The sequence below is a fragment of the Cyanobacterium stanieri LEGE 03274 genome, from assembly GCF_015207825.1.
Classification (GTDB): Bacteria; Cyanobacteriota; Cyanobacteriia; order Cyanobacteriales; family Cyanobacteriaceae; genus Cyanobacterium; species Cyanobacterium stanieri_B.
This window is the reverse complement of record NZ_JADEWC010000015.1, coordinates 40,856-62,159: the sequence shown is the minus strand read 5'-3', so window position 1 is coordinate 62,159 and position 21,304 is coordinate 40,856. Positions and strand designations below refer to the sequence as shown.

General features: G+C 38.5%; 21 protein-coding genes. 8 read left to right on the top strand and 13 right to left on the bottom strand.

The window, feature by feature from the left end:
- The first annotated feature begins 23 nt into the window (after positions 1 to 23).
- Together IQ215_RS08255 and IQ215_RS14330 are read left to right on the top strand one after the other, a co-directional pair.
- Positions 24 to 713, top strand: coding sequence for a hypothetical protein (locus IQ215_RS08255; protein WP_206688551.1), 690 nt, complete (start codon positions 24 to 26; stop codon positions 711 to 713).
- A gap of 123 nt (positions 714 to 836) precedes the next feature.
- Positions 837 to 1,010 carry a hypothetical protein gene (locus tag IQ215_RS14330; RefSeq protein WP_206688550.1) on the top strand — a complete coding sequence of 58 codons (174 nt, stop codon included), beginning with the start codon at positions 837 to 839 and terminating at the stop codon, positions 1,008 to 1,010.
- Between the two features lie 18 nt (positions 1,011 to 1,028).
- Here IQ215_RS14330 and IQ215_RS08250 read toward each other — a convergent pair whose 3' ends face one another.
- The 4 genes from IQ215_RS08250 to IQ215_RS08235 form a co-directional block, all read right to left on the bottom strand.
- Entirely contained in the window at positions 1,029 to 1,865 is an 837-nt protein-coding gene (locus IQ215_RS08250) for a cell division protein FtsQ/DivIB (protein WP_193800842.1), read from the bottom strand.
- Between the two features lie 6 nt (positions 1,866 to 1,871).
- On the bottom strand, positions 1,872 to 3,215 hold the full coding sequence (gene clpX, locus IQ215_RS08245) for an ATP-dependent protease ATP-binding subunit ClpX (RefSeq protein ID WP_193800841.1): 1,344 nt from the start codon (positions 3,213 to 3,215) through the stop codon (positions 1,872 to 1,874).
- 138 nt (positions 3,216 to 3,353) lie between these two features.
- Complete coding sequence (gene clpP / locus IQ215_RS08240; protein WP_193800840.1) at positions 3,354 to 4,076, bottom strand: ATP-dependent Clp endopeptidase proteolytic subunit ClpP; 723 nt, start codon at positions 4,074 to 4,076, stop codon at positions 3,354 to 3,356.
- 125 nt (positions 4,077 to 4,201) lie between these two features.
- Complete coding sequence (locus IQ215_RS08235) at positions 4,202 to 5,551, bottom strand: UDP-N-acetylmuramoyl-tripeptide--D-alanyl-D-alanine ligase (RefSeq protein WP_193800839.1); 1,350 nt, start codon at positions 5,549 to 5,551, stop codon at positions 4,202 to 4,204.
- A gap of 172 nt (positions 5,552 to 5,723) precedes the next feature.
- On the opposite strand from IQ215_RS08235, the gene IQ215_RS08230 reads away from it, so the two are divergent.
- The gene (locus IQ215_RS08230; protein ID WP_206688549.1) at positions 5,724 to 7,013 is read left to right on the top strand and encodes a hypothetical protein; all 1,290 of its coding nucleotides are present in this window, start codon (positions 5,724 to 5,726) and stop codon (positions 7,011 to 7,013) included.
- Positions 7,014 to 7,017: 4 nt separating this feature from the next.
- Here IQ215_RS08230 and IQ215_RS08225 read toward each other — a convergent pair whose 3' ends face one another.
- Positions 7,018 to 7,263: a MoaD/ThiS family protein gene (locus tag IQ215_RS08225; RefSeq protein ID WP_193800837.1), complete on the bottom strand. Its 246-nt coding sequence runs from the start codon at positions 7,261 to 7,263 to the stop codon at positions 7,018 to 7,020.
- Positions 7,264 to 7,928: 665 nt separating this feature from the next.
- On the opposite strand from IQ215_RS08225, the gene gltX reads away from it, so the two are divergent.
- A complete protein-coding gene (gltX, locus tag IQ215_RS08220; protein ID WP_193800836.1) occupies positions 7,929 to 9,365 on the top strand; it encodes a glutamate--tRNA ligase in 1,437 nt (478 codons plus the stop codon).
- Positions 9,366 to 9,717: 352 nt separating this feature from the next.
- The gene (locus IQ215_RS08215; RefSeq protein ID WP_193800835.1) at positions 9,718 to 10,308 is read left to right on the top strand and encodes a hypothetical protein; all 591 of its coding nucleotides are present in this window, start codon (positions 9,718 to 9,720) and stop codon (positions 10,306 to 10,308) included.
- 88 nt (positions 10,309 to 10,396) lie between these two features.
- Here IQ215_RS08215 and IQ215_RS08210 read toward each other — a convergent pair whose 3' ends face one another.
- Positions 10,397 to 12,187: a sodium:solute symporter family protein gene (locus tag IQ215_RS08210; protein ID WP_193800834.1), complete on the bottom strand. Its 1,791-nt coding sequence runs from the start codon at positions 12,185 to 12,187 to the stop codon at positions 10,397 to 10,399.
- A gap of 68 nt (positions 12,188 to 12,255) precedes the next feature.
- The gene (locus IQ215_RS08205) at positions 12,256 to 13,191 is read right to left on the bottom strand and encodes a serine hydrolase (RefSeq protein WP_193800833.1); all 936 of its coding nucleotides are present in this window, start codon (positions 13,189 to 13,191) and stop codon (positions 12,256 to 12,258) included.
- A gap of 337 nt (positions 13,192 to 13,528) precedes the next feature.
- On the opposite strand from IQ215_RS08205, the gene IQ215_RS08200 reads away from it, so the two are divergent.
- Positions 13,529 to 14,005 (top strand): TolB family protein, encoded by a 477-nt coding sequence (locus tag IQ215_RS08200; protein ID WP_193800832.1) that lies wholly within the window; start codon positions 13,529 to 13,531, stop codon positions 14,003 to 14,005.
- Between the two features lie 75 nt (positions 14,006 to 14,080).
- Here the strand turns inward: IQ215_RS08200 and ispD are convergent, their stop codons facing one another.
- The gene (gene ispD / locus IQ215_RS08195) at positions 14,081 to 14,773 is read right to left on the bottom strand and encodes a 2-C-methyl-D-erythritol 4-phosphate cytidylyltransferase (RefSeq protein ID WP_193800831.1); all 693 of its coding nucleotides are present in this window, start codon (positions 14,771 to 14,773) and stop codon (positions 14,081 to 14,083) included.
- Between the two features lie 118 nt (positions 14,774 to 14,891).
- On the opposite strand from ispD, the gene bioF reads away from it, so the two are divergent.
- Positions 14,892 to 16,055 carry an 8-amino-7-oxononanoate synthase gene (gene bioF, locus IQ215_RS08190; RefSeq protein ID WP_193800830.1) on the top strand — a complete coding sequence of 388 codons (1,164 nt, stop codon included), beginning with the start codon at positions 14,892 to 14,894 and terminating at the stop codon, positions 16,053 to 16,055.
- A gap of 162 nt (positions 16,056 to 16,217) precedes the next feature.
- Complete coding sequence (locus IQ215_RS08185; RefSeq protein WP_193800829.1) at positions 16,218 to 16,742, top strand: GNAT family N-acetyltransferase; 525 nt, start codon at positions 16,218 to 16,220, stop codon at positions 16,740 to 16,742.
- Between the two features lie 175 nt (positions 16,743 to 16,917).
- On the opposite strand, the gene IQ215_RS08180 is transcribed toward IQ215_RS08185, so the two are convergent.
- The 5 genes from IQ215_RS08180 to IQ215_RS08160 all read right to left on the bottom strand — a co-directional run bounded on the left by IQ215_RS08180 (position 16,918) and on the right by IQ215_RS08160 (position 21,202).
- A complete protein-coding gene (locus IQ215_RS08180) occupies positions 16,918 to 17,469 on the bottom strand; it encodes a TIGR04376 family protein (RefSeq protein ID WP_193800828.1) in 552 nt (183 codons plus the stop codon).
- Between the two features lie 4 nt (positions 17,470 to 17,473).
- The gene (cobA, locus tag IQ215_RS08175) at positions 17,474 to 18,166 is read right to left on the bottom strand and encodes a uroporphyrinogen-III C-methyltransferase (protein WP_193800827.1); all 693 of its coding nucleotides are present in this window, start codon (positions 18,164 to 18,166) and stop codon (positions 17,474 to 17,476) included.
- Between the two features lie 96 nt (positions 18,167 to 18,262).
- Complete coding sequence (locus IQ215_RS08170) at positions 18,263 to 19,282, bottom strand: photosynthesis system II assembly factor Ycf48 (protein ID WP_193800826.1); 1,020 nt, start codon at positions 19,280 to 19,282, stop codon at positions 18,263 to 18,265.
- A 31-nt stretch (positions 19,283 to 19,313) separates the two neighbouring features.
- Positions 19,314 to 19,661, bottom strand: coding sequence for a rubredoxin (locus tag IQ215_RS08165; RefSeq protein ID WP_193800825.1), 348 nt, complete (start codon positions 19,659 to 19,661; stop codon positions 19,314 to 19,316).
- A 317-nt stretch (positions 19,662 to 19,978) separates the two neighbouring features.
- Complete coding sequence (locus IQ215_RS08160) at positions 19,979 to 21,202, bottom strand: D-alanyl-D-alanine carboxypeptidase (RefSeq protein WP_193800824.1); 1,224 nt, start codon at positions 21,200 to 21,202, stop codon at positions 19,979 to 19,981.
- Between the last annotated feature and the right edge of the window lie 102 nt (positions 21,203 to 21,304).

The window sequence follows — 21,304 nt, the reverse complement described above, 5'->3', positions numbered from 1 at the left end:
TTGACTAAAATCTTTTAAAATCTATGGAAAACATTATTGTTAATATCCATGCCATTGATCCTAACAATATAGGTGATTTGGCATCTTCTCCTCTAAATTATTTTAAATTTAATTATCCTGTAGAAACTCTTGATATTAGATCCATAGATCCCAATTTTGCTACACTAAAGTCTAGTTTTAGTGGTTCTATTAGTCTTGATGAAATCAAACAAAATGCAGGAAAAATTAAATATCATTTAATTGTCGGTGGGGGCGGTCTTTTTTTTAAAACTTTTCTCGGTAGTTTTAATCAAATGAAAGAATTAAAATCACTTTTTAAAGGCAAATTAATTATCTGGGGGGTGGGGCAACAGATATATTCTTCGAGTGATAAAAATGAAGAAAATTTATTAGAAAACTTAGAAATAGATAAAAATAAATTTAATTACTCACGTTATTTAAAACATTTTGATTTAATTGGTATTAGAGATACAGGGTTTAATTATCACTGGTTACCTTGTGCAAGTTGTATGCACCCCAGTTTTGATCAAAAAAGACAAGTAAAACATGATGTAGTAGTGTTTTCCCATCGTAAGTATCAACTGAATATCCCCCATTTGCCTCGTATGACTCATAATACTCAAAGTGTAGAAGAAGTTTTAGATTTTTTAGGCTCTAGTAAAACTATTCTGACAAGTTCCTATCATGGTGCTTATTGGGGTGTTTTATTATGAAAGAAAGTGATAGCTTTTCCCTTTAGTACAAAATTTGCTACTTTAAAACACTCCCCATATCTCTATCCTGTTAACCGATGGAAAAAATCTGGGTTTAAATTTAGACCTTTTAAAAATACTTTTTTGAATAAAATTAATTTAGAAATTGGATATGGTAATTATCTTTTTTGTTCTACGGAGAGCTGGTCAGATTTAGTCAATAAATGTCCTACTTATCCTCATATCTTAGAGGAATATCGTCAAGTAAATAGAGCTTTCTATCAAAAAGTAGTTAATCTTTTAAACTCAGTTCATTAGAAACTTATCTCCATAAATTTAATTATTTTCCTTGTTTGGTTGAGGTTTTTCCTTAACCAGAGGTTGATTAGGATTAATCAAATCGATATAAACAATATCTTCCCGACGAATTTTTTGAGTGATAGTCGTAATTTCCGCCAAGGTTTGCAATTGTTGAGGTAATTTTGAGGTATAAGGGCCTAGGTGAACTTTACCAAAATCTGTGCTGAGGATAATGTTATTGGGATTTTGCCAGTCAACTTCTTGGATGGGTACAGCACAAAAAATTAACAGACTATATAAATCCTGCCAGTAAGGGAGATATAATGAGGGATTACCAAGAACTTTGAGTTTAGGAGTCTTATGGGGATATTGTTCTAAATTTTGATACATTCCCTTTTCCACAAATATACCATCAGCGCTAATAAAGCCTAAATGACTGATGTTAACTTGTCCATTTTCATTTTGCTTTGGTCCATAAGCCATGGCTACGGGAAGATTTTCTTCTACCCTGATAGTTAAACTAGGGGGTAATATCTTTTTGGTGATAGTAATATTATGTAAAGGGGTTTGTTGCCCTAACTTTTCTCCTAATTGTTGCCCTGAGAGAGTTAGAATAGGTGAGGGATATTTTAAGGGAATTAGACTACGAATCTCATCATCTGAGAGTAGTTCGTTACCATCTATCTTGATTTGTTCACTACTAGTGAGTACCCAGCTAGGATGGGTAAGACACCAAAAAGCCCCCGTAGCGATACCGATTGTTACAAAAAAGCGACAGGCTATAATCCGATTGCGGGCAGCTCTTTCTTTTAATAGTTTTTTTCGGTGTTGGACTACTTGGGATGGGGGTACAGGATTTCTAGTGGCTACCATAATATTTTAAGCTGATTCGGGAGTAGGTAGGGATGATGGGTGTAATAATAACTCAGCGGTACTCCGTTTTTCAACCATTTCTTTAGTAATTAAACATTTTCTTAAATCTTTACGGGAGGGTACTTCATACATTACATCGAGCATGATTTCTTCAACGATACCTCGTAATGCTCTAGCTCCTGTTTTACGGCGATGGGCTTCTTGGGAGATAGCTTTGATGGCTTCTGGTTCAAATTCGAGAATAACATCATCCATACCTAGTAGTTTTTGATATTGTTTAACTAAAGCGTTGCGGGGTTGGGTAAGAATAGCCATAAGGGCTTCTTCGTTGAGGGAATCTAGGACAGCAACGACGGGTAAACGTCCTGCAAATTCTGGAATTAAGCCAAATTTGACTAAATCATCGGTTTGCATTTGTCTGGCAGCGTTAGCTATTTTTTCTTCTTTGGTTTGATTGTCGTCGGGAATTTCAAAGCCAAGGATTTTTTGTTGGTGGTTTTGTTCAATGATTTTATCTAAACCGCTAAAAGCTCCACCACAGATGAATAAAATATTGCTGGTATCGATGGTTATACAGTCTTGATAGGGGTGTTTTCTTCCTCCTTGGGGGGGAACGTTTGCCACTGTACCTTCGAGCATTTTTAGGAGGGCTTGTTGTACTCCTTCCCCTGATACGTCTCTGGTGATAGAGGGGTTTTCACTTTTACGGGCAATTTTATCGATTTCGTCGATGTAGATGATTCCTCGTTGGGCTTGTTCTAAGTCTAAGTCGGCGACTTGGAGGAGTCTAAGGAGTATGTTTTCTACGTCTTCCCCTACGTAACCTGCTTCGGTGAGGGTGGTGGCATCGGCGATCGCAAAGGGTACATCCAATATTTTAGCTAGGGTTTGAGCTAATAAAGTTTTACCAGATCCCGTGGGTCCAATGAGTAAGATATTAGATTTTTGTAACTCGATGGAGTCTTCATTGTCGCTAACTAAATCTTGATTTTCTCTAACACTCAGACGCTTGTAGTGGTTATAAACGGCTACGGAGAGAATTTTTTTGGCTTCATCTTGTCCGATAACATATTCATCTAATTCGGCTTTGATGTCTTTGGGTTTGGGTAAGTCTTCAAGGGAAAGGGGAGTTAATGAGCCAGATTCTTTGCCATGGGTGGGGGAGGGCTTTCCTTTAAGCATTTGTTTGTTAGGTGGGGGAGCGGACATTAACTCCTCATCCAATATTTCGTTGCATAGTTCCACGCATTCATCACAAATATAGACCCCAGGCCCTGCAATTAGTTTGCGTACTTGCTCTTGGGATTTCCCACAAAAAGAACATTTCAAATGGGAGTCGTATTTAGACATAAGGCTGTTTTTTTTTACTATTTTAACAATTGACTTCTATGAAGAAGACATCGAGGGAGGAAAAATTATAGGTTGTGAGTAAACGGGTAATATAGTTTAATGGCAAACCGTGGGCGATGATTATGCCGTGTTTTTTTGTTACATGAGGGCTTCGGATAGGTCAATATCTTTGCGATTCAAGGGCAGACTTACCCCTTCTCGTAAAATAATATCGTCAATAATGCCATACTCTTTTGCTTCAGTGGAGGACATATAAAAATCTCTTTCGGTGTCTTCACTAATCCGCTCAAAGGGTTGTCCTGTATGATGGGTAATAATTTCGTTTAATCTTTGCTTAATATATAAAATTTCTTTTGCTTGAATTTCGATGTCACTGGCTTGTCCTTGCGCACCTCCTAAGGGTTGATGAATCATGATGCGGGAGTTGGGTAAACCGAGTCTTTTTCCTTTCGCGCCTCCTGCGAGGAGAAAAGCTCCCATACTAGCGGCAATACCATAGCAAATGGTGGATACGTCTGGTTCTATTTGTTGCATGGTGTCGTAGATGGCCATGCCTGAATATACTGAACCACCGGGGGAGTTGATATAGATGTAGATGTCTTTTTTAGGATCTTCTGCTTCGAGGTATAGTAGTTGTGCGACTACGGAATCGGCTAGTTTGTCATCAATGGCTGTGCCGAGGAAAATAATCCTTTCCCGAAGAAGACGGGAGTAAACGTCAAATACTTTTTCACCCATGCCAGAGGATTCTACTACCATGGGGACGGTGGCATTGTTGATGATGTTTTCTGTCCTGATGGCGTTAATGGATTGGGGGTAACTGCTGTGGATGTTGAGGTTGGGAGATTGAGATTCTAGCATAGCTTGATGGGGTTGTTGTGAAAGCTCGTTTATATGACTTACACCTTAATATTATAATACTTTATGGCTTTTTTCGATGGTTTGAGCTAGGGAATGGGGGTAGGGAAAACCTACCCTTGGGATGGTTAAATTAGTTGCTCTACGATCGCACTTAAACCAACGGAATTAGAGGCTTTGAATAGGATGCGATCGCCTTTAGTCATTACCTGTTGAACCCGATTTAAGAGTTGCCCATGGTTTTCATAAATTTCTGTGGCGATGGCTTTAGCACCAGAAGCAATGGTTTTGGTATCTTCTTCGTCGGCTAAAATCAGCACCAAGTCTAACTCCAATTCTGCGGCTTTCTCTCCCACTTGATGATGGAGAGCGGGGGAATATTCTCCTAATTCTTTCATGGTGCCAAGAACGGCTATTTTTCGACCCCCAGGGGTATTTTTCAATAACTCTAAGGAAGCTAACATGGATTCAAACCCAGCGTTATAGGTTTCATCAAGAATGACGATGTCGTTATCGAGATGATAGCGTTTTGCCCTTCCTTTGGGCATATTTACTTCAATTCCTGCTTTGAGGGGTTCTAAATCTAATTCAAGCACATGGGCAAGGGCGATCGCCCCTAGATAATTCAAGGCGTTATGGCGTCCCTGCAAGGGTAAGGGGTAAATTTCACCATTTACCTCAATTTTGTCATCATCTACTATTTCCCCTCTAAAGTCGCCATTTTCTAAGCCATAGGAGACAGTTTTTCCCTGCCATACCGTCCTCGCCGTTGCCATCAAAAGTTCGTTATCAGCATTTAAAATTGCTACCCCTTCAGGGTTCATATGTCCTAGGAGTTCACACTTAGCCCGGGCAATGGCTTCCCGAGATCCTAGCCTACCAATATGCGCCGTTCCCACGTTGGTAATTAAACCGATGGTGGGGTTGACTATATCTGTAAGTAAAGCGATTTCTCCTTCCCCTCGCATGGCCATTTCAATTACTGCAAAATTATCTTCTTTTGTTATGCTTAAAAGGGTCTTGGGAACGCCGATTTCATTATTATAATTAGCTTCGGTTTTTAATACTTTTCCTTGGGTGCTTAATATGGCACTAATTAACTCTTTTGTGGTAGTTTTTCCCACTGAACCTGTCACCCCAATAATGGGAATATTCAATTGTTCTCGCCACCAATGGGCGATTTTTTGATAGGCTTCTAAACTATCTTTCACCCTCAAAATTGGCACTGAAAATGCTTCTTTACTTACGTGATTTTCATCCACTATAAGGGCGATCGCCCCTTGTGTTACCGCCTCTTTTAAAAAATTATGACCATCAAAATTTTCTCCCCTCAAAGCGACAAAAATTTCACCCCTTCTCAAACTCCTTGTATCGGTGCTTATCCCTTCCCATGGTTGCTCTATGATTACACCGTCTTGAGCTTCATAAACTGACTCAGTAATTTCACTGATTTTGGCAATATTTAAAGATAAATTCATAAAAAAAATAAAGTAAAATTCAGTATTTTAACTGATACATAGGATAAACTTTTTGGGTAAAAAATGGGTAATTTAACAGAGATAAAAAATAAAATTACCGTTTAAAATAGAAACATAATTAGAATAAGATACTACCCACAACATACCATGAACTGCCGTGAATATTCCAAAATTGTCAAAGAATAAACAATTTAATAATGGTGGCTCAGAACAATACCTTTTTGATCACTTATTATACTGCGTCAAAACCGAAACCCCAGAACAAGTAATCGAACGATTCCACAGATTATTTATTCAGGCTCAAGGTTATGATGATCAAAAAGTGTGGGAATGTTTAGCTAATATCATTGGTAATCCCCAATCTTCAGAACAATTTCCTTTGATCTTAAATCGTTGTTGTCATATTCTGGTTAACCGTTGGCAGTTGTCTCCCCAAACCCAAGGGTATATTGTTGATTTAATTAACTGTTTTAAATATGTACCCAAAAGTCTTCACCGTGGCTATGTGCGTACATTTTCTGAGCAATTGCGTAGCTGTGTTAGGGGGTTTATTGACAGTGACTATTATAAACAACTAAAACGCCTTGCCAATGTCATTGGGGAAGGTAAAATGAAAAAAGAGGAGAAAAAAGAAGAAATCCTCGGAAATTTAATTAATCGTTATCCCTATTTATATGATCATTGTCTATTAGGGGTAGGTAGTAGCATTGAGCAACAACAAACAGTACACAAGGTTAAGCACGAATTAGAGAAAAAGTTTGAAACCCATCTTTCTCGCTTTGTTACCTATCAATTAAGGGTAGCTCAAAAAAGAGATAATGGAGAAGCTATTGATTCTCGTATCATTACCCCTGTGGAAAATCCTACCCTGTTAAGTAAGAGGGATTTGGGGCGCAGTTTAAAACAATATGTGGGGGCGGCGGAAAATGGTTACTCTTACCAAGAAGTCTCTCGCAGTTTCCTTGCCCATACCCAAGGGGTGCGTAATTATCAAATATTTAAGGATAATCTTTATGAGTATATTACCCAGTCCATTGATGGGAAATATGGTAAGAATAGTTTTAATAAGAGACTTTATGAACAGTTTCAAGGTTTGTATCCAGAGTACAATAATAAAAGACCTGATGAGTTTTTGAAAACTCGCACCTATAGTCAGATTTTTAATTATTTAATTGTGGAAAGTCCTCAAAATCCTAATCATTTGGTTTTCATGGATATGATTAGTAATATGGGTACGACTAAAACCGTTGGTTTATTTTTAAAATTGGTTTTAACTTGTAATCGTTTGAAGCCTTATTTGGAAAAACGCTTTTCAATTCTTTTTAATCATTATGAGTCTTTTACTAAGGATGGGGCAATGTGGTTAGTAAGGAGTTTGGAAAAGGTGAATGTTGCTTTTAGTGTAAATTTTAGTAACGTTGATATGTCTTTTCTCAAGCGTCTTTATTTGCCTGGAAGATAGTTTATTAGCCTCCACTGACGGGAGGAATGAAAGCCAATTCATCTCCAGAGTTAAGAATATAATTGGGGGAGACGAATTGAAGGTTGACAGCAAAGCGGGTAATTTTTGCCCATGGTTGCAAGGCTGTTTTTTCCTTGGTTATTTCTTGTAATATATCAGCTACGGTAGTATTTTCTGGGATTTCCAAGGTTAGCTCGGATTTTTGATATATTTCTTGGTAGATGGCAAATAGTTTTACTGTTACTGTCATAGAATATGTTGCGCTTTTGGCTTTGCTATATTCTATTTTAGCGAGTTAGGGTCATTATATTTCTATTTTGTAGGGATGTATTAGGTAGTTTGTCCGAAAAGTTGTTTATTAATAGTAATGGTACTATGAGAGTTGTAAGGGCGATCGTAGTTCCAAAAATATTCGCTGTTATCTGTCTAGGGTTTGTTTCTTGATTGTTGCTAGACCTACCACTGGCTTCCATAAATTTACTTGATTAAATCTTGATTGAGATAAATTATTATTAATATACCCATTATTGTAACAGTTATTTTTATGTCTGATTGTGTTTAAAATGACTTTTTATATTTTTTTTACTTTTTTTTAGTTTTCTTAAATATCTATGAATTACATGGTTATATTTATTAATATATTAAGGGTATTCGTATAAAAAAATACAATACAACTAAAGAAAAAATCTTTATCAAAAATAATATTTTCATTGTCCATGGGTGAGCAATATATTCTCTGTGATGATTCACAAGGACTGAAATTGATTAATAAAATACAACTAATTTAAGGGCGATCGCACCTAAAACCTAAAAAGAAATTATAAATAAAAAAAACTTCAGCAACCAACATTTACCCCTCACATTTAAAGATAAAATAAAAAATTGCAGAAAAAAACACCATAAAAAAATTATCATATGTCAGTTAGAGTTAGAATAGCACCCTCACCCACAGGAAACTTACACATAGGCACAGCGCGCACCGCCGTCTTTAACTGGCTGTATGCCCGTAACCAAAAAGGTAAATTTATCCTGCGGGTAGAAGATACCGACATAGAGCGCTCTAGGGCCGAATATACTGAAAACATCAAATCAGGTTTAACATGGTTAGGATTAAACTGGGATGAAGGGCCTTTTTTCCAAACCGAAAGACTAGATAAATATCGTCAAGCCATTCAAACCTTAATAGATAAAGGATTAGCCTATCCCTGCTACTGCACCTCCCAAGAATTAGACGAAATGCGGGAAAAACAAAAAGCCGCCAATCAAGCCCCCCGTTATGATAACCGTCATCGCCACCTAAACGCCGAACAAATTGCCGAATTTGAAGCCCAAGGAAAAAAACCCGTTATTAGATTTAAAATTGAAGATAATCAGCAAATTGTTTGGAATGATTTAGTTAGAGGTAAAGTTATCTGGCAAGGAAGCGACTTAGGTGGAGACATGGTAATTGCTAGGGCTTCAGAAGGAGACACCTTTGGGCAACCCCTTTATAACCTAGCAGTGGTTGTAGATGATATGGACATGAATATTAGTCATGTTATTCGAGGAGAAGATCACATTGCCAATACTGCCAAACAAATCTTACTTTACCAAGCCCTTGGGAGTCAAGTTCCTGAATTTGCCCATACCCCTTTAATTCTCAATCCTGAAGGTAAAAAACTTTCTAAGCGTGATGGGGTTACTTCCATTGACGATTTTAGAAAAATGGGTTTTGTCGCCCCCGCCCTAGTGAATTATATGACATTACTGGGTTGGACTTCCCCCGACGGAGAAGAAATTTTCACCCTTGAAGAAGCAGCAACAAAATTTAGTTTAGAAAGGGTAAATAAAGCAGGGGCAAAATTTGATTGGGATAAATTAGATTGGATTAATAGTCAATATCTACATCATATGCCCCCTGAGGAATTATTAACCGCCTTAATACCCCATTGGCAAGAGGCTGGTTATCAGTTTGATGTAGAAACCCAAAAAGACTGGTTATTAGAATTAACAGCTTTAATTTCCACTAGCTTAACCCGTTTAACAGATGGGGTAAAAGAAACGGCTTTATTTTTTGCTTCCCATATTACCCTCAGTGATGAAGCCAAGGATTTTGTTTCCCAAGAAGGGGTTAAAGATGTTTTGGGTGGGGTGATTTCAAATACTCCAGAGAATTTAACAGAAGAAGATGCCAAGGGAATTATTAAGCAAGTAACCAAGGATTTAAAGGTTAAAAAAGGTTTAGTCATGCGCTCCTTACGTGCTGGTTTAACTGGGGAATTACATGGCCCTGACTTAATTCAAAGTTGGTTATTATTGCACAAAAAAGGTGTTGCTAAAACCCGTTTAGAGAGTCTTTTTAATTCTTTGTAATCACGAGAAATTTATTTAGATTTAATCGGGATTTTATTTACTAGGGGTTGAAAACCCCTTATTTCTTAACACTAAAAGTTTATGGCAACTTCCTTAACGGCATCTTAAATTAAGGTCAAGTTTAAATAATATTTTGTCAACTTTACTTCTGTAGGACTTATATGCCCAATACATAAAGTTTAATGAATAGAAATAATACCATTTATCATTAATTTATTTGATAAAAATATATTTTTTTGATACATTATCCAATGTAATATCTAATACTTTTTTTTGCTAAATTGTTAATATTTTGGTTATTTTCTTGTTAAGCTAATGACATAAAAATACTCACTTAATATTTTGAGTTTTTATGGCCAGTAGTCAGAAAATACCTAAACAACTTCGTCAAACTATAGAGAAAGAATTGGATAGGGGAGAAATTGTCAAATGGGTTGAACAACCCATAGCTTATTTTTTTTCGGGAGCTTCTATAACTGCGGTATTATTTGGTATTCCATGGACTAGCTTTGCCGTATTTTGGATGTGGGGTGCGTTGGGGTTTCAATTACCTAATTTTCAACAAGGCACACAACCAGAATATTTATTTGCCCTTTTTGGAGTACCTTTTGTGATTATCGGTTTTTTGATGTTATCTACTCCTGTTTGGCAATGGCAGACTATGCGCAGCACTGTCTATGTTATTACTAATAAACGAGCTATTATGATTCAGGGAAGTAGAACTATGGTTATTAGAAGTTTTACTCCAGAGCAAGTAAAAGATGTATATCGTCGAGAAAAACCTGATGGTAGTGGTGATGTGATTTTGGGGATGAGACGCTGGAAAGATAGTGATGGAGATACACGCAGCGAGGAAATTGGATTTGTTTCATTACGTAATGTAAGAAAAGTCGAAAATATGCTCAGAGAATTAGCCCAAATTGATAGTCATAATATACCTTAGTTCAATTTATTGAACTATGAACTGTTAGCTTTATAATTCATTGTAAGGGGAGTGATGCTCTATTTTCTAAATCGGATTTGGTGTAACATTACTCCTTACCCGGGCGAGACATACTAAAAATCCGCTGTTTGTTGAGATGCCGTAACCAAAAACCGCCGATTACTGCCATCACGAGGCAAAACCAACCTACCCCTGACTGTAGGAGTAAAAAGCCCCCGATGGATAACATTGAGCCAAATAAAATCATTATCCCTGCTACCACTTTCTGGGCATCTAAGCCCAAATTTTGTAAAGGTTGAATTCCTGTAGCATCCTGTTGTTTTTTCCACCCTAATCCAGCAGGGCGCACCCGTAGATAAAAACTGGTTAAGGTTTCTTCCGACTCAGGGGGAGTAAGATACATTACCGAAATCCATACCACTGCCGTAGCACCAGATATAACCATTAACCTTAAACCAAAGTCTGTGGGAAAAAGATTAAGGTTAGGAATCATGCTCAGCAAACCGATGACAAAACCTACCACCATGGCTGTTAATTCTGCAGCACTGTTGATGCGCCACCAATACCAGCGTAAAATCAAAACTAATCCTGGCCCTGTACCGATGGCAATCACTAAGCGGAATACTGTGGCGATGTCTTGGGCGAAAAAAGCGGCGATCGCACCTATAACAGTCACCAACGCAGAAGCAACCCTTCCAGCGAAAACTAATTGAGTTTGAGAAGCATCGGGGGCAAAGAAACGACGATATAAATCATTGGTAAGATAAGAAGCCCCCCAATTAATAGAAGTAGATACCGTACTCATAAAAGCTGCTATCAAAGAAGCCACCACCAAACCAAGAATAATGGTAGGTAAAAAGTCTAACATCATCAAAGGATAAGCCAACTCCGCATCTTCCAAATCAGGATAAATCACCAAACCAGCCAACGCCACCAAAATCCAAGGCCAAGTACGGACAATATAATTAAGGATATTAAAAAACCATGCCGCCTTTTCCGCTTCCGCTTCATCCTTCGCCGCCACCAATCTTTGGATAAACTCTCCACCCCCATCACTTCGACGAAAACTCCACCACTGCACAAACAAATAAGCCGAAAAAGTGGTCAAACTAATTCCCGCAAAATCGCTCCATTGCCACCCCAAAAATCCATCTCCCCGCACCAAAGGAATAAAAGTCAATACATCGATGTCTGTAATGGTCTGTACTTGGGTAACTAAAGCCCTTACACCCCCTACATCATTGACCGCAAACACCGCCACTAATAAAGCCCCAAACAGGGCGAGGAAGAATTGGAAAAAGTCTGTGACGACAACCCCCCATAACCCCGAAAATCCTGAATAGATGAGGACGAAAAAGCTAACAAAAATAACGCTCCATAACTTGCCATTGTCACCCACATTCAACCCCAAACTTTCCCACAATTGCAAAGCATCCACCACCTTCACCATGGCTAACATGGCATAACCAATACCTATACAGTTAATGGGTACAGCAAATAAAAAGGCTTTAGTTGCCCGTAAAATTGCCGCCATTTTGCCTCCATAACGAATCTCTGTCAATTCCGCATCGGTGACAATTTCCGCCCTCCGCCATAATCTAGCAAAAATATAAATCATTACCACATGGGCAAAGCCAAAACTCCACCATTCCCAGTTACCTGCAATGCCGCGACTGGCAACGACTCCACAAATGTAGAGAGGAGTATCAATAGAAAAGGTGGTGGCGGCCATACTCGTACCTGCTAACCACCAAGGTAATGAGCGCCCAGAGACGAAGAAGTCTTCTAAACTTTTGGAGGCTTTTTTTGATAGATATATGCCCACTGCCATGGTGGCAATGAGGTATAACAAGACTACTATCCAATCGATTGTTTGCATTTTTTTTTAGGCAATGGGGAAATAATGGGCAATAGGCAATGGGCAATGGGTTGACTTTGAATAGTTAATTAATGTTCCATAAATTGACTGATTTGGGAGGAGATAAAGGGTAAAATCTCTCTATTTTGGCTATTTTCTGCACCTTCGGTGAACACTGTTAAATGGTAAGCCTTCCCGTTACTTTTTTCAATGTAGGTGCTGTCAAGTCTTACTTTTGATGTCCATCCTGCTTTTGACCAAAGGCGATCGCCCTTACTCAATGCCTCACCCAAAAAGCCATTGACTTGATTTTCTTCTTCATTAGGGGCGAGGACTTTTTGGTTTACATCTCTTTGCAATAAAGCCATCATTGCTTGGGATGCTTCGGGGGATACTGCCACACCTCCCACTATACTATGAAATAATCGGGTGATCGCACTGGTGGTTAAACGATTACGATTTTCGAGGTTTTCCCCCACATACATCCTCTCTCTACCATAGGGGCCATCTCCCCAAGTTTTTTGATTGACATTGATAGTTTGTAATTCTTCCCACCCCAAAGACTGATAATAACGGTTGACAATATTACGCTGATATGCCCATGTTTGAAAAGGGGCGATCGTCAATTCAGGGCCCGATGTGGTACCCGTCAACACATCCACCACCAAGCTAGTAGCATCATTACTCGACTCCACAATCATATCCCTAATAGCCCTCTCCAACTCCGAGCTACTTTCCACCATCCCCGTTTCAATCCAATCTTTAATAGCCACGAGATAAAAAAGTTTCACCACACTAGCAGGATAAAGATTTTCATCCCCCCGATAACTATAGCCCCGAATTGAATGTCTCCAAAACTCGTCCACCGACAAAGCACCCCCAGTATTAACAATAATCGGCTCATCATACACCAACCAAGTTAATGCCACTTGATTTTTTGCTAAAGAAGGAAACCTTTGCCAAGTATTATTTAAAATTTCTTCCCCCACTTTTTGGAGAGATTCATCAGGGATAAAAAAAGCCATAAATCAATGATCATTAAGATTTGCTAGTTATTTTATCTTATAACTTGTCTTTTGCCCCTTGCCTTCCCTTATGAGTAAATTTTGGGATAGAGGGCAAAATGTGAGTATAATATAACCTGAATTAAGAATAAAATTTATAGTCTTGTAAAAGTGTCAGGGTATTGGGTGTTAGGTGTCAGGTTAAGAAATTTAGAAAAACTTTATGTTAATTAATTTTCTGGTATTTAGTTCCATCAAGGAACTAACAAAGGTTGGTCATATTTTAAACCGGCAACCTATAACCAGAAGCCTGAAACCTAACCATAATGTCAAACGAATCCTTTTGCTTCCCGCACTGATGGCATTAACAATTACTGGTTGTAGCAACTATCCTCGCACCCTCAATTTTCCCTTTGACAACGGTGGTAGGGGCTTAAATAGTCGTAACTCAGAATTAAATCCCTACATAGCAGGGAATTTTATCACATTTACTTCAGACCGCAACGGCTCTCAAGATATTTATTTATTTGATGCCAGAAATCGTCGCCTAATCGATTTACCAGGGTTAAACGCTTTTGATGAAATTGCCACTAATCCCACCATTTCCGAAGACGGTAGATATTTAGTGTTTATGGTAGTCAAACAAGGACAATCGGGTTTATATTTATATGATCGCACCACCCAACAAAAAAGAACCTTAATTCCTCAAACTACCAAGGAAATTAGAAACCCCATGATAAGTAGTAACGGCGAAAAAATTGTCTTTGAAACCGCTAACAACGGACAATGGGATATTGTAGTAACTGATATTCGTGGCAACCCCATTAACGATTGATAATTAAACCTCTACCCCTCATCACCTTCACCCTCCATCACTTCCACCCCTCATCACCTTCACTCCTCATCACCTTCACCCCCCATCACCATTACCCTGATTTAAAATAAACTCCGCAATGGTTAAATCCATAGGAGTAGTAACCTTCAAATTAGTTTCTTCCCCTTCTACTATCTGCACCGAATAACCACATCTTTCCAACAGCGCTGCATCGTCTGTCACTTCCCAGCCCAACTCTAGCCCTTGATTATGGCATTGTTTCAATAATTCTACATTAAATCCCTGCGGTGTTTGAGCCGCCCATAAATAATCACGGTTAGGGCTATCTATAACAGTTTTGTTTTCATCTACTATTTTGATAGTATCTTTAACAGGGATAGCAGCGATTAAACCCTGACAATTATCCAACGCTTTGGCACAACGATCAAATAATTCTGGGGTTGCCAAACATCTTGCCCCATCATGGATTAACACCTTTTGAGCATGGCTGGGTAAGGCTTGTAAACCGTTATAAACAGATTGTTGTCTCGTATCTCCCCCTTTTATCAAGGTGACGGGTTTGGTAAGGGATAATTGTTCAATAATTTGGTTAAATTCCTCGAAGTCGTAGGGTTGCCCCATGATTCCTATCCATTCCACTTCTTGGGATTTTTCAGCGTTAATTAATGTCCATGCCAACAGGGGCTTATCTTGTAATTTTAATAGTAGTTTGTTGCCCTTTGCTCCCATTCTTTTACCTACACCTGCGGCGGGAATTAATAAAAACATAACCAGAATTTTGATAAGATTAGATGTTAATTGAGGAATAAAAATTATTTTTTAGCTTCATTTATTGTCGATTGTCCGTGGTCTATTGTCAATTTACCTTCACTGTTTATTGGTTTTCATGAATGATTCTCTAGGGCAACATTTACAAAAGTCCCTTTCTACTATCAAAAAAGCTCGTTGGTATCGGCAAGAACAAAAAATAACTGATTTATCAGGTTACACTATCACCATTGATGGTGAACAGTTAATTAATTTTGCTAGTAATGATTATTTAGGACTAGCCACAGATATTCGTCTTAAACAGGCGGTAATAGAAGCTACCGAGCGTTATGGTAATGGTAGCACCGGATCTCGTTTATTAAGTGGTCATAGAACCCTCCATGATGATTTAGAAGGGGCGATCGCCTCTTTGAAACAAACCCCCAAAGCCCTTGTTTTTAGTTCGGGATATTTAGCAAATTTAGGTACTATTTCCGCCCTCATGGGTAAAAAAGATCTCATTTTAGGGGACGAATATAACCATTCCAGTCTCAAAAATGGAGCAAAATTGAGCCAAGCCTCTATTCTGGAATATCAACATCTTAACTGTGAAGATTTAGTCGATAAACTAAATAAAAATCGAGCCAACCATCGCCATTGTTTGATTATCACCGACAGTGTTTTTAGCATGGATGGAGACATTGCCCCCCTTCCTGAATTATTAGATATAGCCCAAAAATTTGACTGTTGGTTAATGGTAGATGAAGCCCATGGCACAGGGGTAATGGGTAAGCAAGGGGCCGGATGTTTAGAACATTTTGGGCTAAAAAATGAGCGTATTATTCAAATTGGTACTCTCAGTAAAGCTGTCGGTAGTTTAGGAGGTTATGTGGCAGGAAGCGAAATATTGATCGATTTTTTGCGTAACCGCTGCCCCACTTGGATTTATACTACAGCACTTTCCATCCCAGACACCGCCGCTGCATTGACGGGCATTCATATAATCCGCACCGAAGCCCATCGTCGTCACAATCTATGGACTAATATTAATTTACTCAAAAAACTATGTAATCAGGCTAATTTAACCTTATTGCCTTCAGATTCCGCCATTTTGTGTTTACCCCTCAAAGATGCTTCTGAAGCCTTATTTATTTCCTCAAAACTGCGTGATAACGGCTTTTATATTCCTGCCATTCGCCCTCCCACTGTACCCACTAGCCGATTACGTCTTTCGATTATGGCTACCCACAACATTTCTGACTTACAAAAATTAATTGGCATCTTGGGCAAAAGTTGCCCATAAACAAAAAGAAATTCAGTAACCCCAAAAATTTAATTGTTTACGGTTCGTCATCAATTCTCAATTCTTTATGATATGATGCTTAGAGGGCTATTGAGGAAGGTTAAAACCCAGACTCAATGAACATTTTAAAAACTACAAATATCTAACTCTAGCCACACGGGCATGGTTTGGTTGCAAAAATTATTTACAAAAACAAACAACGACAATAGCTCCAACGCTAACGATGATAACAAGGACTGGGTATCGCTGGATCCAGACAAATTTGGCAATACTCAAATATACTTTAGTACCCATGAAGAAATAGATTTGTATGAATTAGAGGAACTTTGTGATTCTGTAGGTTGGGCAAGACGCCCCTTACGAAAGGTTAGAAAAGCCTTAGAACACAGTTACTTAGTTGTTTCCGCTTGGGAAATCAGGGGTAACAAAAAAGCTATGATAGGTTTTGCCCGTGCTACCTCTGACCATGCTTTTAATGCCACCATCTGGGATGTAGTAATTCATCCTCGATTCCAGAATAAGGGGTTAGGTAAGGTTTTGATGCAATATATGATTCGCAAGTTACGAAGTGACGATATTAGTAATGTTACTCTATTTGCTGATCCTCAAGTAGTAGAGTTTTATCGCCGTCTGGGCTTTATTTTAGACCCTGAGGGCATTAAAGGAATGTTTTGGTATCCTGATTAATTTTTCTTTAGATACATTTTCTTGAAAAGATTTTTTCAATTTATCATAGTTTTATGGTATGCTTATATTATAATCGGTATGTACTGACTAAAAATAACAGCAAAGACTTCCATTATATAAAATACATTTTTATAGTCTCACATCATGGGGCAAAAGTCAACTTTAATTTTTCTATTCAATTTTGTCTCATATCTTTTAATTCTTGATCTACTTCCCATTCCCTGAATTTTTGTTCGAGGGGATCTAAATTATCGGTGTAAGTAGTATATTGAGGGGAAGAATAATTATAGCTTTGAGAACTGCCATAGGAGTATTGAGTTTGCTTCATTTTTAGCTTAACTTCTTTTTGTTTATCTTCAATGGAACTAAGAATCTCTCGGGATTCAATAATTTTTTTCTTAGTATCTTCCATTTTTTCCCAAGCGATTTTTCCTTGTTGAAGGAGGCTAATTTCTCTCATTTCGGCTTCTTGGGCTAAGTCATAACGTCCTGATTGTCTGGCTTTTTCGATACGTGGATGCCATTTTTGGATTTCTTGACCTAAGTCAATAATTTCTTGTTCTAATTTTTTTTGTTCAGCTTTTAATCTTAAAATTAGTTTAATAGTTTCCTTTTCCTGGGCGATTAATTCTTCTGATAAAACTTCTAGTTTAAGTTTAGGATTACTATTTAAAAATTCTTCTAATCGAGATTCTAAAAAGTTGCTAAAATCTTCAAAAATTCCCATGGACTTAATTAATAATTAGATTACCAATTACGATAACACATGGAGAGAGGGCTAATCCTTTCGTTTTTTCCATAATATTATCTAATGTTCCTTGCCATATTTGTTGATTGGTTCTTCCCGCATTTTTAATAATGGTAATAGGTGAATGAGGATGACGATCGCCCCTTATCAAACAATCAATAATTAGGGATAAATTTTTAGCCCCCATAACAATAACAATAGTATCAATTTGAGCAAGAATGAGCCAATCAAGGGAATGTGGATTATGCCCACTAATTACGACAAAATGTTTACCGTGGGTTTTTTCCGTCAAATTCCACCCAGCGAGTAAAGGGGCCGCCAGAATAGACGAGATACCTGGTATTAACTCATAACTGATATTGTAAGGGGCGATCGCCCTTAATTCTGGAGTCAGACGACCAAAAATGCCAGGATCTCCACTTTTAAGACGAATTACCAGATTATGACTTTGACCATAATCAACCAACAACTGATTAATTTTATCCTGAGGAGTGCTAACTCGTCCGCCCCTTTTACCCACATTTAATTGTAAACAATGGGCAGGGGCAAGATCAAGGATACGATCATCAGCCAAAGCATCGTAAATAATCACATCAGCCCGACAAATTAAACCATGAGCCTTAACCGTCAGATAATCGATGCCTCCCACTCCTGCCCCAATGAAATAAACAGTCATTTGTCCTTACTCCAAGGAAAAATCCCAAGATGACATAAATGATGTCATCCAAATAACTTAACCTAACACCTCAAAAACCACACCATCAAAACAAATCTAGGCTTGTTCCTCAAACTCAGGGGGTGCATTATCAGGATTATACTTTAATACAATACCCTGTTGACCTAAAACAAAACCTTGATCAGAATTAGGAAAAACAATGCGGTATAAATTAGAAGGAACATCCTCCACATCCCGATCTTTAAACCAAGTTAAACCGCTATCATTACTAACTAAAAGATTACCACTACCCCCAGCTAACCAAATTTCATCTTCATGGGTAGCTAAATCAAGAAAACCCCAGCTAGTGGAATATTCAGGGGTAATCACATCTTCCCAATCCTCAAAATCTTTCGAGCTAGTTAATTGAATTCTACCGCCCCTCGCAATGAGCCACAGTCTTTCATCATCAAAAAAGCCCATATTTTGTAAACGACGGGAAGAATTACGTAAATGGGGAGTCCATTCCGTATCCCCTGGTACCCAAGTGGAATAAAAATTACCCCTAGCACTCACCGCCACATATTTTCCACTAGGAGAGCGACTAACATTACGAGCCACACCCACAGCACCTTCTACCAAGGCTTTCCAATTTTTACCACCGTCAGTAGTTTTATAAATCGCACCCAAATTAGTAATCATTTCCGCGGTGTTAGGCGCAAGGGCAGTTACCCCATAGGGGGCGCCGGGTAGTTGATCACTAAGAGGAATTCTTTCCCAGTTTTTACCACCATCAACGGTGTGGAGGAGAATAAAAGGTTCACCAGAAATCCAACCTTCTTCACCATAAAAACTAACACCATTGAAAGTTATTTTTTCGTCTCCTAGTTCAAGAATTTTTTCTTGCCAAGTGTCTCCACCGTCAAGGGTTTCAAAAAGACTGGCTTTTGTACCAACCAACCAACCATGGTTATGATCATCGGTAAAGGCGACATCGGCGAAGGTGGCATCGGTATCTAAGGTAATGACATCCCATGGGTTACTACTCAAGGAGGTTGCCACAGCGCAACTTACACATAATAGACCGACGCTAATAACGATAATAAATTGTTTTAGCTTACTTAATAATAAGTTCATTTTTTGTACCATAAATATATTTAAATTTGGTCTAACCTAAGGTATAAAGACTCAAAAAGAATAAAAATCCTAAGAATAATGCTCCAAAAATTAGGAGGTTTTTTTGTCCGGGGGTTAAGTTGTTTACCCCAAAGCCATATTCCAAGTTTTCGGCAAATCCTGAGGGAGCATCGGTAGCTCCAATGTTCACAAAGGCTGTTTTACGAGCGCCACAGACGGGACATTTCCAAGGTTTGGGTAGGTCGGTAAATAGTGTACCGGGTGGTATGTCGCCTTTGCTATCCCCTTTAGAGGGAACATATCTATATCCACAGGAGCGACATTCATAACTTGGGGGGGCTTGTTCGGCTAGAGTTTTTTCGTTGGCGGCATCACTCATGGCTATATATTAGAAATCTTAAAAGTTCTTTAAGAATTATTACATAAAAAGGGAATTAACAATGGACAATGAGCAATGAACCATTACAATAATCGGCATTGCTGATTTTAGGTATGATTTCTTGTTGAGGAAGGGAACGGGGAACAGGAGACAGTTATAATATTTAGGGGTTTTAGTTTTTAGTGTGATTCAACTATATTTCATACCGTAATTAAACAATGGCTAATAATCAACCTCAATTCGGGATTTGTCAGTATGATAGAGCATGTACCATGGTACGTCTGTACAGGTTGCAGTTATTAAGGTGATGGGGAGTGTTAATGGGCAGAGTGGGGTAATATGGGTTTTATTTGCCAATGGTGGCTCAAGTCGATTAATAGCTCATCTTGGCGGTTGCGTAGGTCGTCTAAACCGTTAGCATAATTGATGATGGCGAAATAAACGGTTTCTCTTTCTTCGGTGTCGATCGCCCCTGACAATGCACTAACAACGGCTAGAGAACCAGTTTTAACGGCTATGCCGTGGGGTATTTTACGATCTTGGATTGTTCCTTCATCGATGCCTGAGACGGGGAATAAATCAGCTATGGTGAGGTTATGGGGTTTAATTTTTTGTTCAATGGCAATGAGCATTCTACAGGCTGCACGGGGAGAAATGCGGTTATCTACCCCTAATCCGGAGCCATTTATGAGTTGAATTTCTGCGGGGGGTACATTACTTAGTTTAGAGGCGATCGCCCCTAATTTTTCACCCCCTCCCATTTGTTGGGCAAGATGTTCGGCAATAAAATTATTACTATAAATATTCATCGCCTTCAAAATTTCTGTTAAGGATTGTGATGAATGGGTATATAAAAGACGACTTTGGGCGAGTAAACCATCAAGAAAAATATTTTTCCCTTGGATAACTAACTTAGGCCGTGGGGGAGGATTTTCCATGGTTTGATATTGAGTTTCTACGGTGTAATTCCAACTTTCCCCATCAAAAGCCCGTCGCAAGTCATCCCCCGAAGCTCGATTATTTTCCCGAAAATTCATCCGCCAATCACCCACTATCACCAGATTCCCCGCCACGGTTTCAATACCGAGTTTTTCAATTTCATGGGCAAGGGTGATGGCATCTTCCCACACAAAAAAAGGATTACCCCCTGCCTCAACAATTAAATCTCCCTCCAAAACTCCATCATTAATACTTCCTGTGATGTAAAATTTGGTCAGAAAACGATGATCCATAGACCATTTATCCAAAGCAACCAAGGTGGTAGCAACTTTAGTAAGAGAAGCCGCAGGGGCGGGAATTGTACCCCGATTATCCGCCAGAGTTGCCCAATGGGTTTGCATCCAGATACCCTGTTGATTAAGGGAAATGTTGCGACTTTCTAAACCCTGTAAATATTTTTTCATAATCATATCTACTTTCTCATCCCCTTGGGTTGGTAATTGAAAAACAGAGGCTTCATGCCAAGGGATTAACGGCACTTGAGGGGGAGTTGGGGAAAAATTAAATAGACTAGAGAGAATTGTTAAAACACCAAAAAACACAGCTCAATTAATAGTTAACTAGGGTTATTATTTTTGTCATCGTTCAAAGACATCTTAAGCTAAACCCTGTTAAACTCTCAACAATATTTGCTAGGATTATTT

Bases quoted from the DNA above. Each gene is read 5' to 3' on its own strand.
- IQ215_RS08255 (WP_206688551.1), top strand. From the start codon at position 24: ATGGAAAACATTATTGTTAATATCCATGCCATTGATCCTAACAATATA.
- IQ215_RS08250 (WP_193800842.1), bottom strand. From the start codon at position 1,865: ATGGTAGCCACTAGAAATCCTGTACCCCCATCCCAAGTAGTCCAACAC.
- clpX (WP_193800841.1), bottom strand. From the start codon at position 3,215: ATGTCTAAATACGACTCCCATTTGAAATGTTCTTTTTGTGGGAAATCC.
- clpP (WP_193800840.1), bottom strand. From the start codon at position 4,076: ATGCTAGAATCTCAATCTCCCAACCTCAACATCCACAGCAGTTACCCC.
- IQ215_RS08235 (WP_193800839.1), bottom strand. From the start codon at position 5,551: ATGAATTTATCTTTAAATATTGCCAAAATCAGTGAAATTACTGAGTCA.
- IQ215_RS08225 (WP_193800837.1), bottom strand. From the start codon at position 7,263: ATGACAGTAACAGTAAAACTATTTGCCATCTACCAAGAAATATATCAA.
- gltX (WP_193800836.1), top strand. From the start codon at position 7,929: ATGTCAGTTAGAGTTAGAATAGCACCCTCACCCACAGGAAACTTACAC.
- IQ215_RS08215 (WP_193800835.1), top strand. From the start codon at position 9,718: ATGGCCAGTAGTCAGAAAATACCTAAACAACTTCGTCAAACTATAGAG.
- IQ215_RS08210 (WP_193800834.1), bottom strand. From the start codon at position 12,187: ATGCAAACAATCGATTGGATAGTAGTCTTGTTATACCTCATTGCCACC.
- IQ215_RS08205 (WP_193800833.1), bottom strand. From the start codon at position 13,191: ATGGCTTTTTTTATCCCTGATGAATCTCTCCAAAAAGTGGGGGAAGAA.
- IQ215_RS08200 (WP_193800832.1), top strand. From the start codon at position 13,529: ATGGCATTAACAATTACTGGTTGTAGCAACTATCCTCGCACCCTCAAT.
- ispD (WP_193800831.1), bottom strand. From the start codon at position 14,773: ATGTTTTTATTAATTCCCGCCGCAGGTGTAGGTAAAAGAATGGGAGCA.
- bioF (WP_193800830.1), top strand. From the start codon at position 14,892: ATGAATGATTCTCTAGGGCAACATTTACAAAAGTCCCTTTCTACTATC.
- IQ215_RS08185 (WP_193800829.1), top strand. From the start codon at position 16,218: ATGGTTTGGTTGCAAAAATTATTTACAAAAACAAACAACGACAATAGC.
- IQ215_RS08180 (WP_193800828.1), bottom strand. From the start codon at position 17,469: ATGGGAATTTTTGAAGATTTTAGCAACTTTTTAGAATCTCGATTAGAA.
- cobA (WP_193800827.1), bottom strand. From the start codon at position 18,166: ATGACTGTTTATTTCATTGGGGCAGGAGTGGGAGGCATCGATTATCTG.
- IQ215_RS08170 (WP_193800826.1), bottom strand. From the start codon at position 19,282: ATGAACTTATTATTAAGTAAGCTAAAACAATTTATTATCGTTATTAGC.
- IQ215_RS08165 (WP_193800825.1), bottom strand. From the start codon at position 19,661: ATGAGTGATGCCGCCAACGAAAAAACTCTAGCCGAACAAGCCCCCCCA.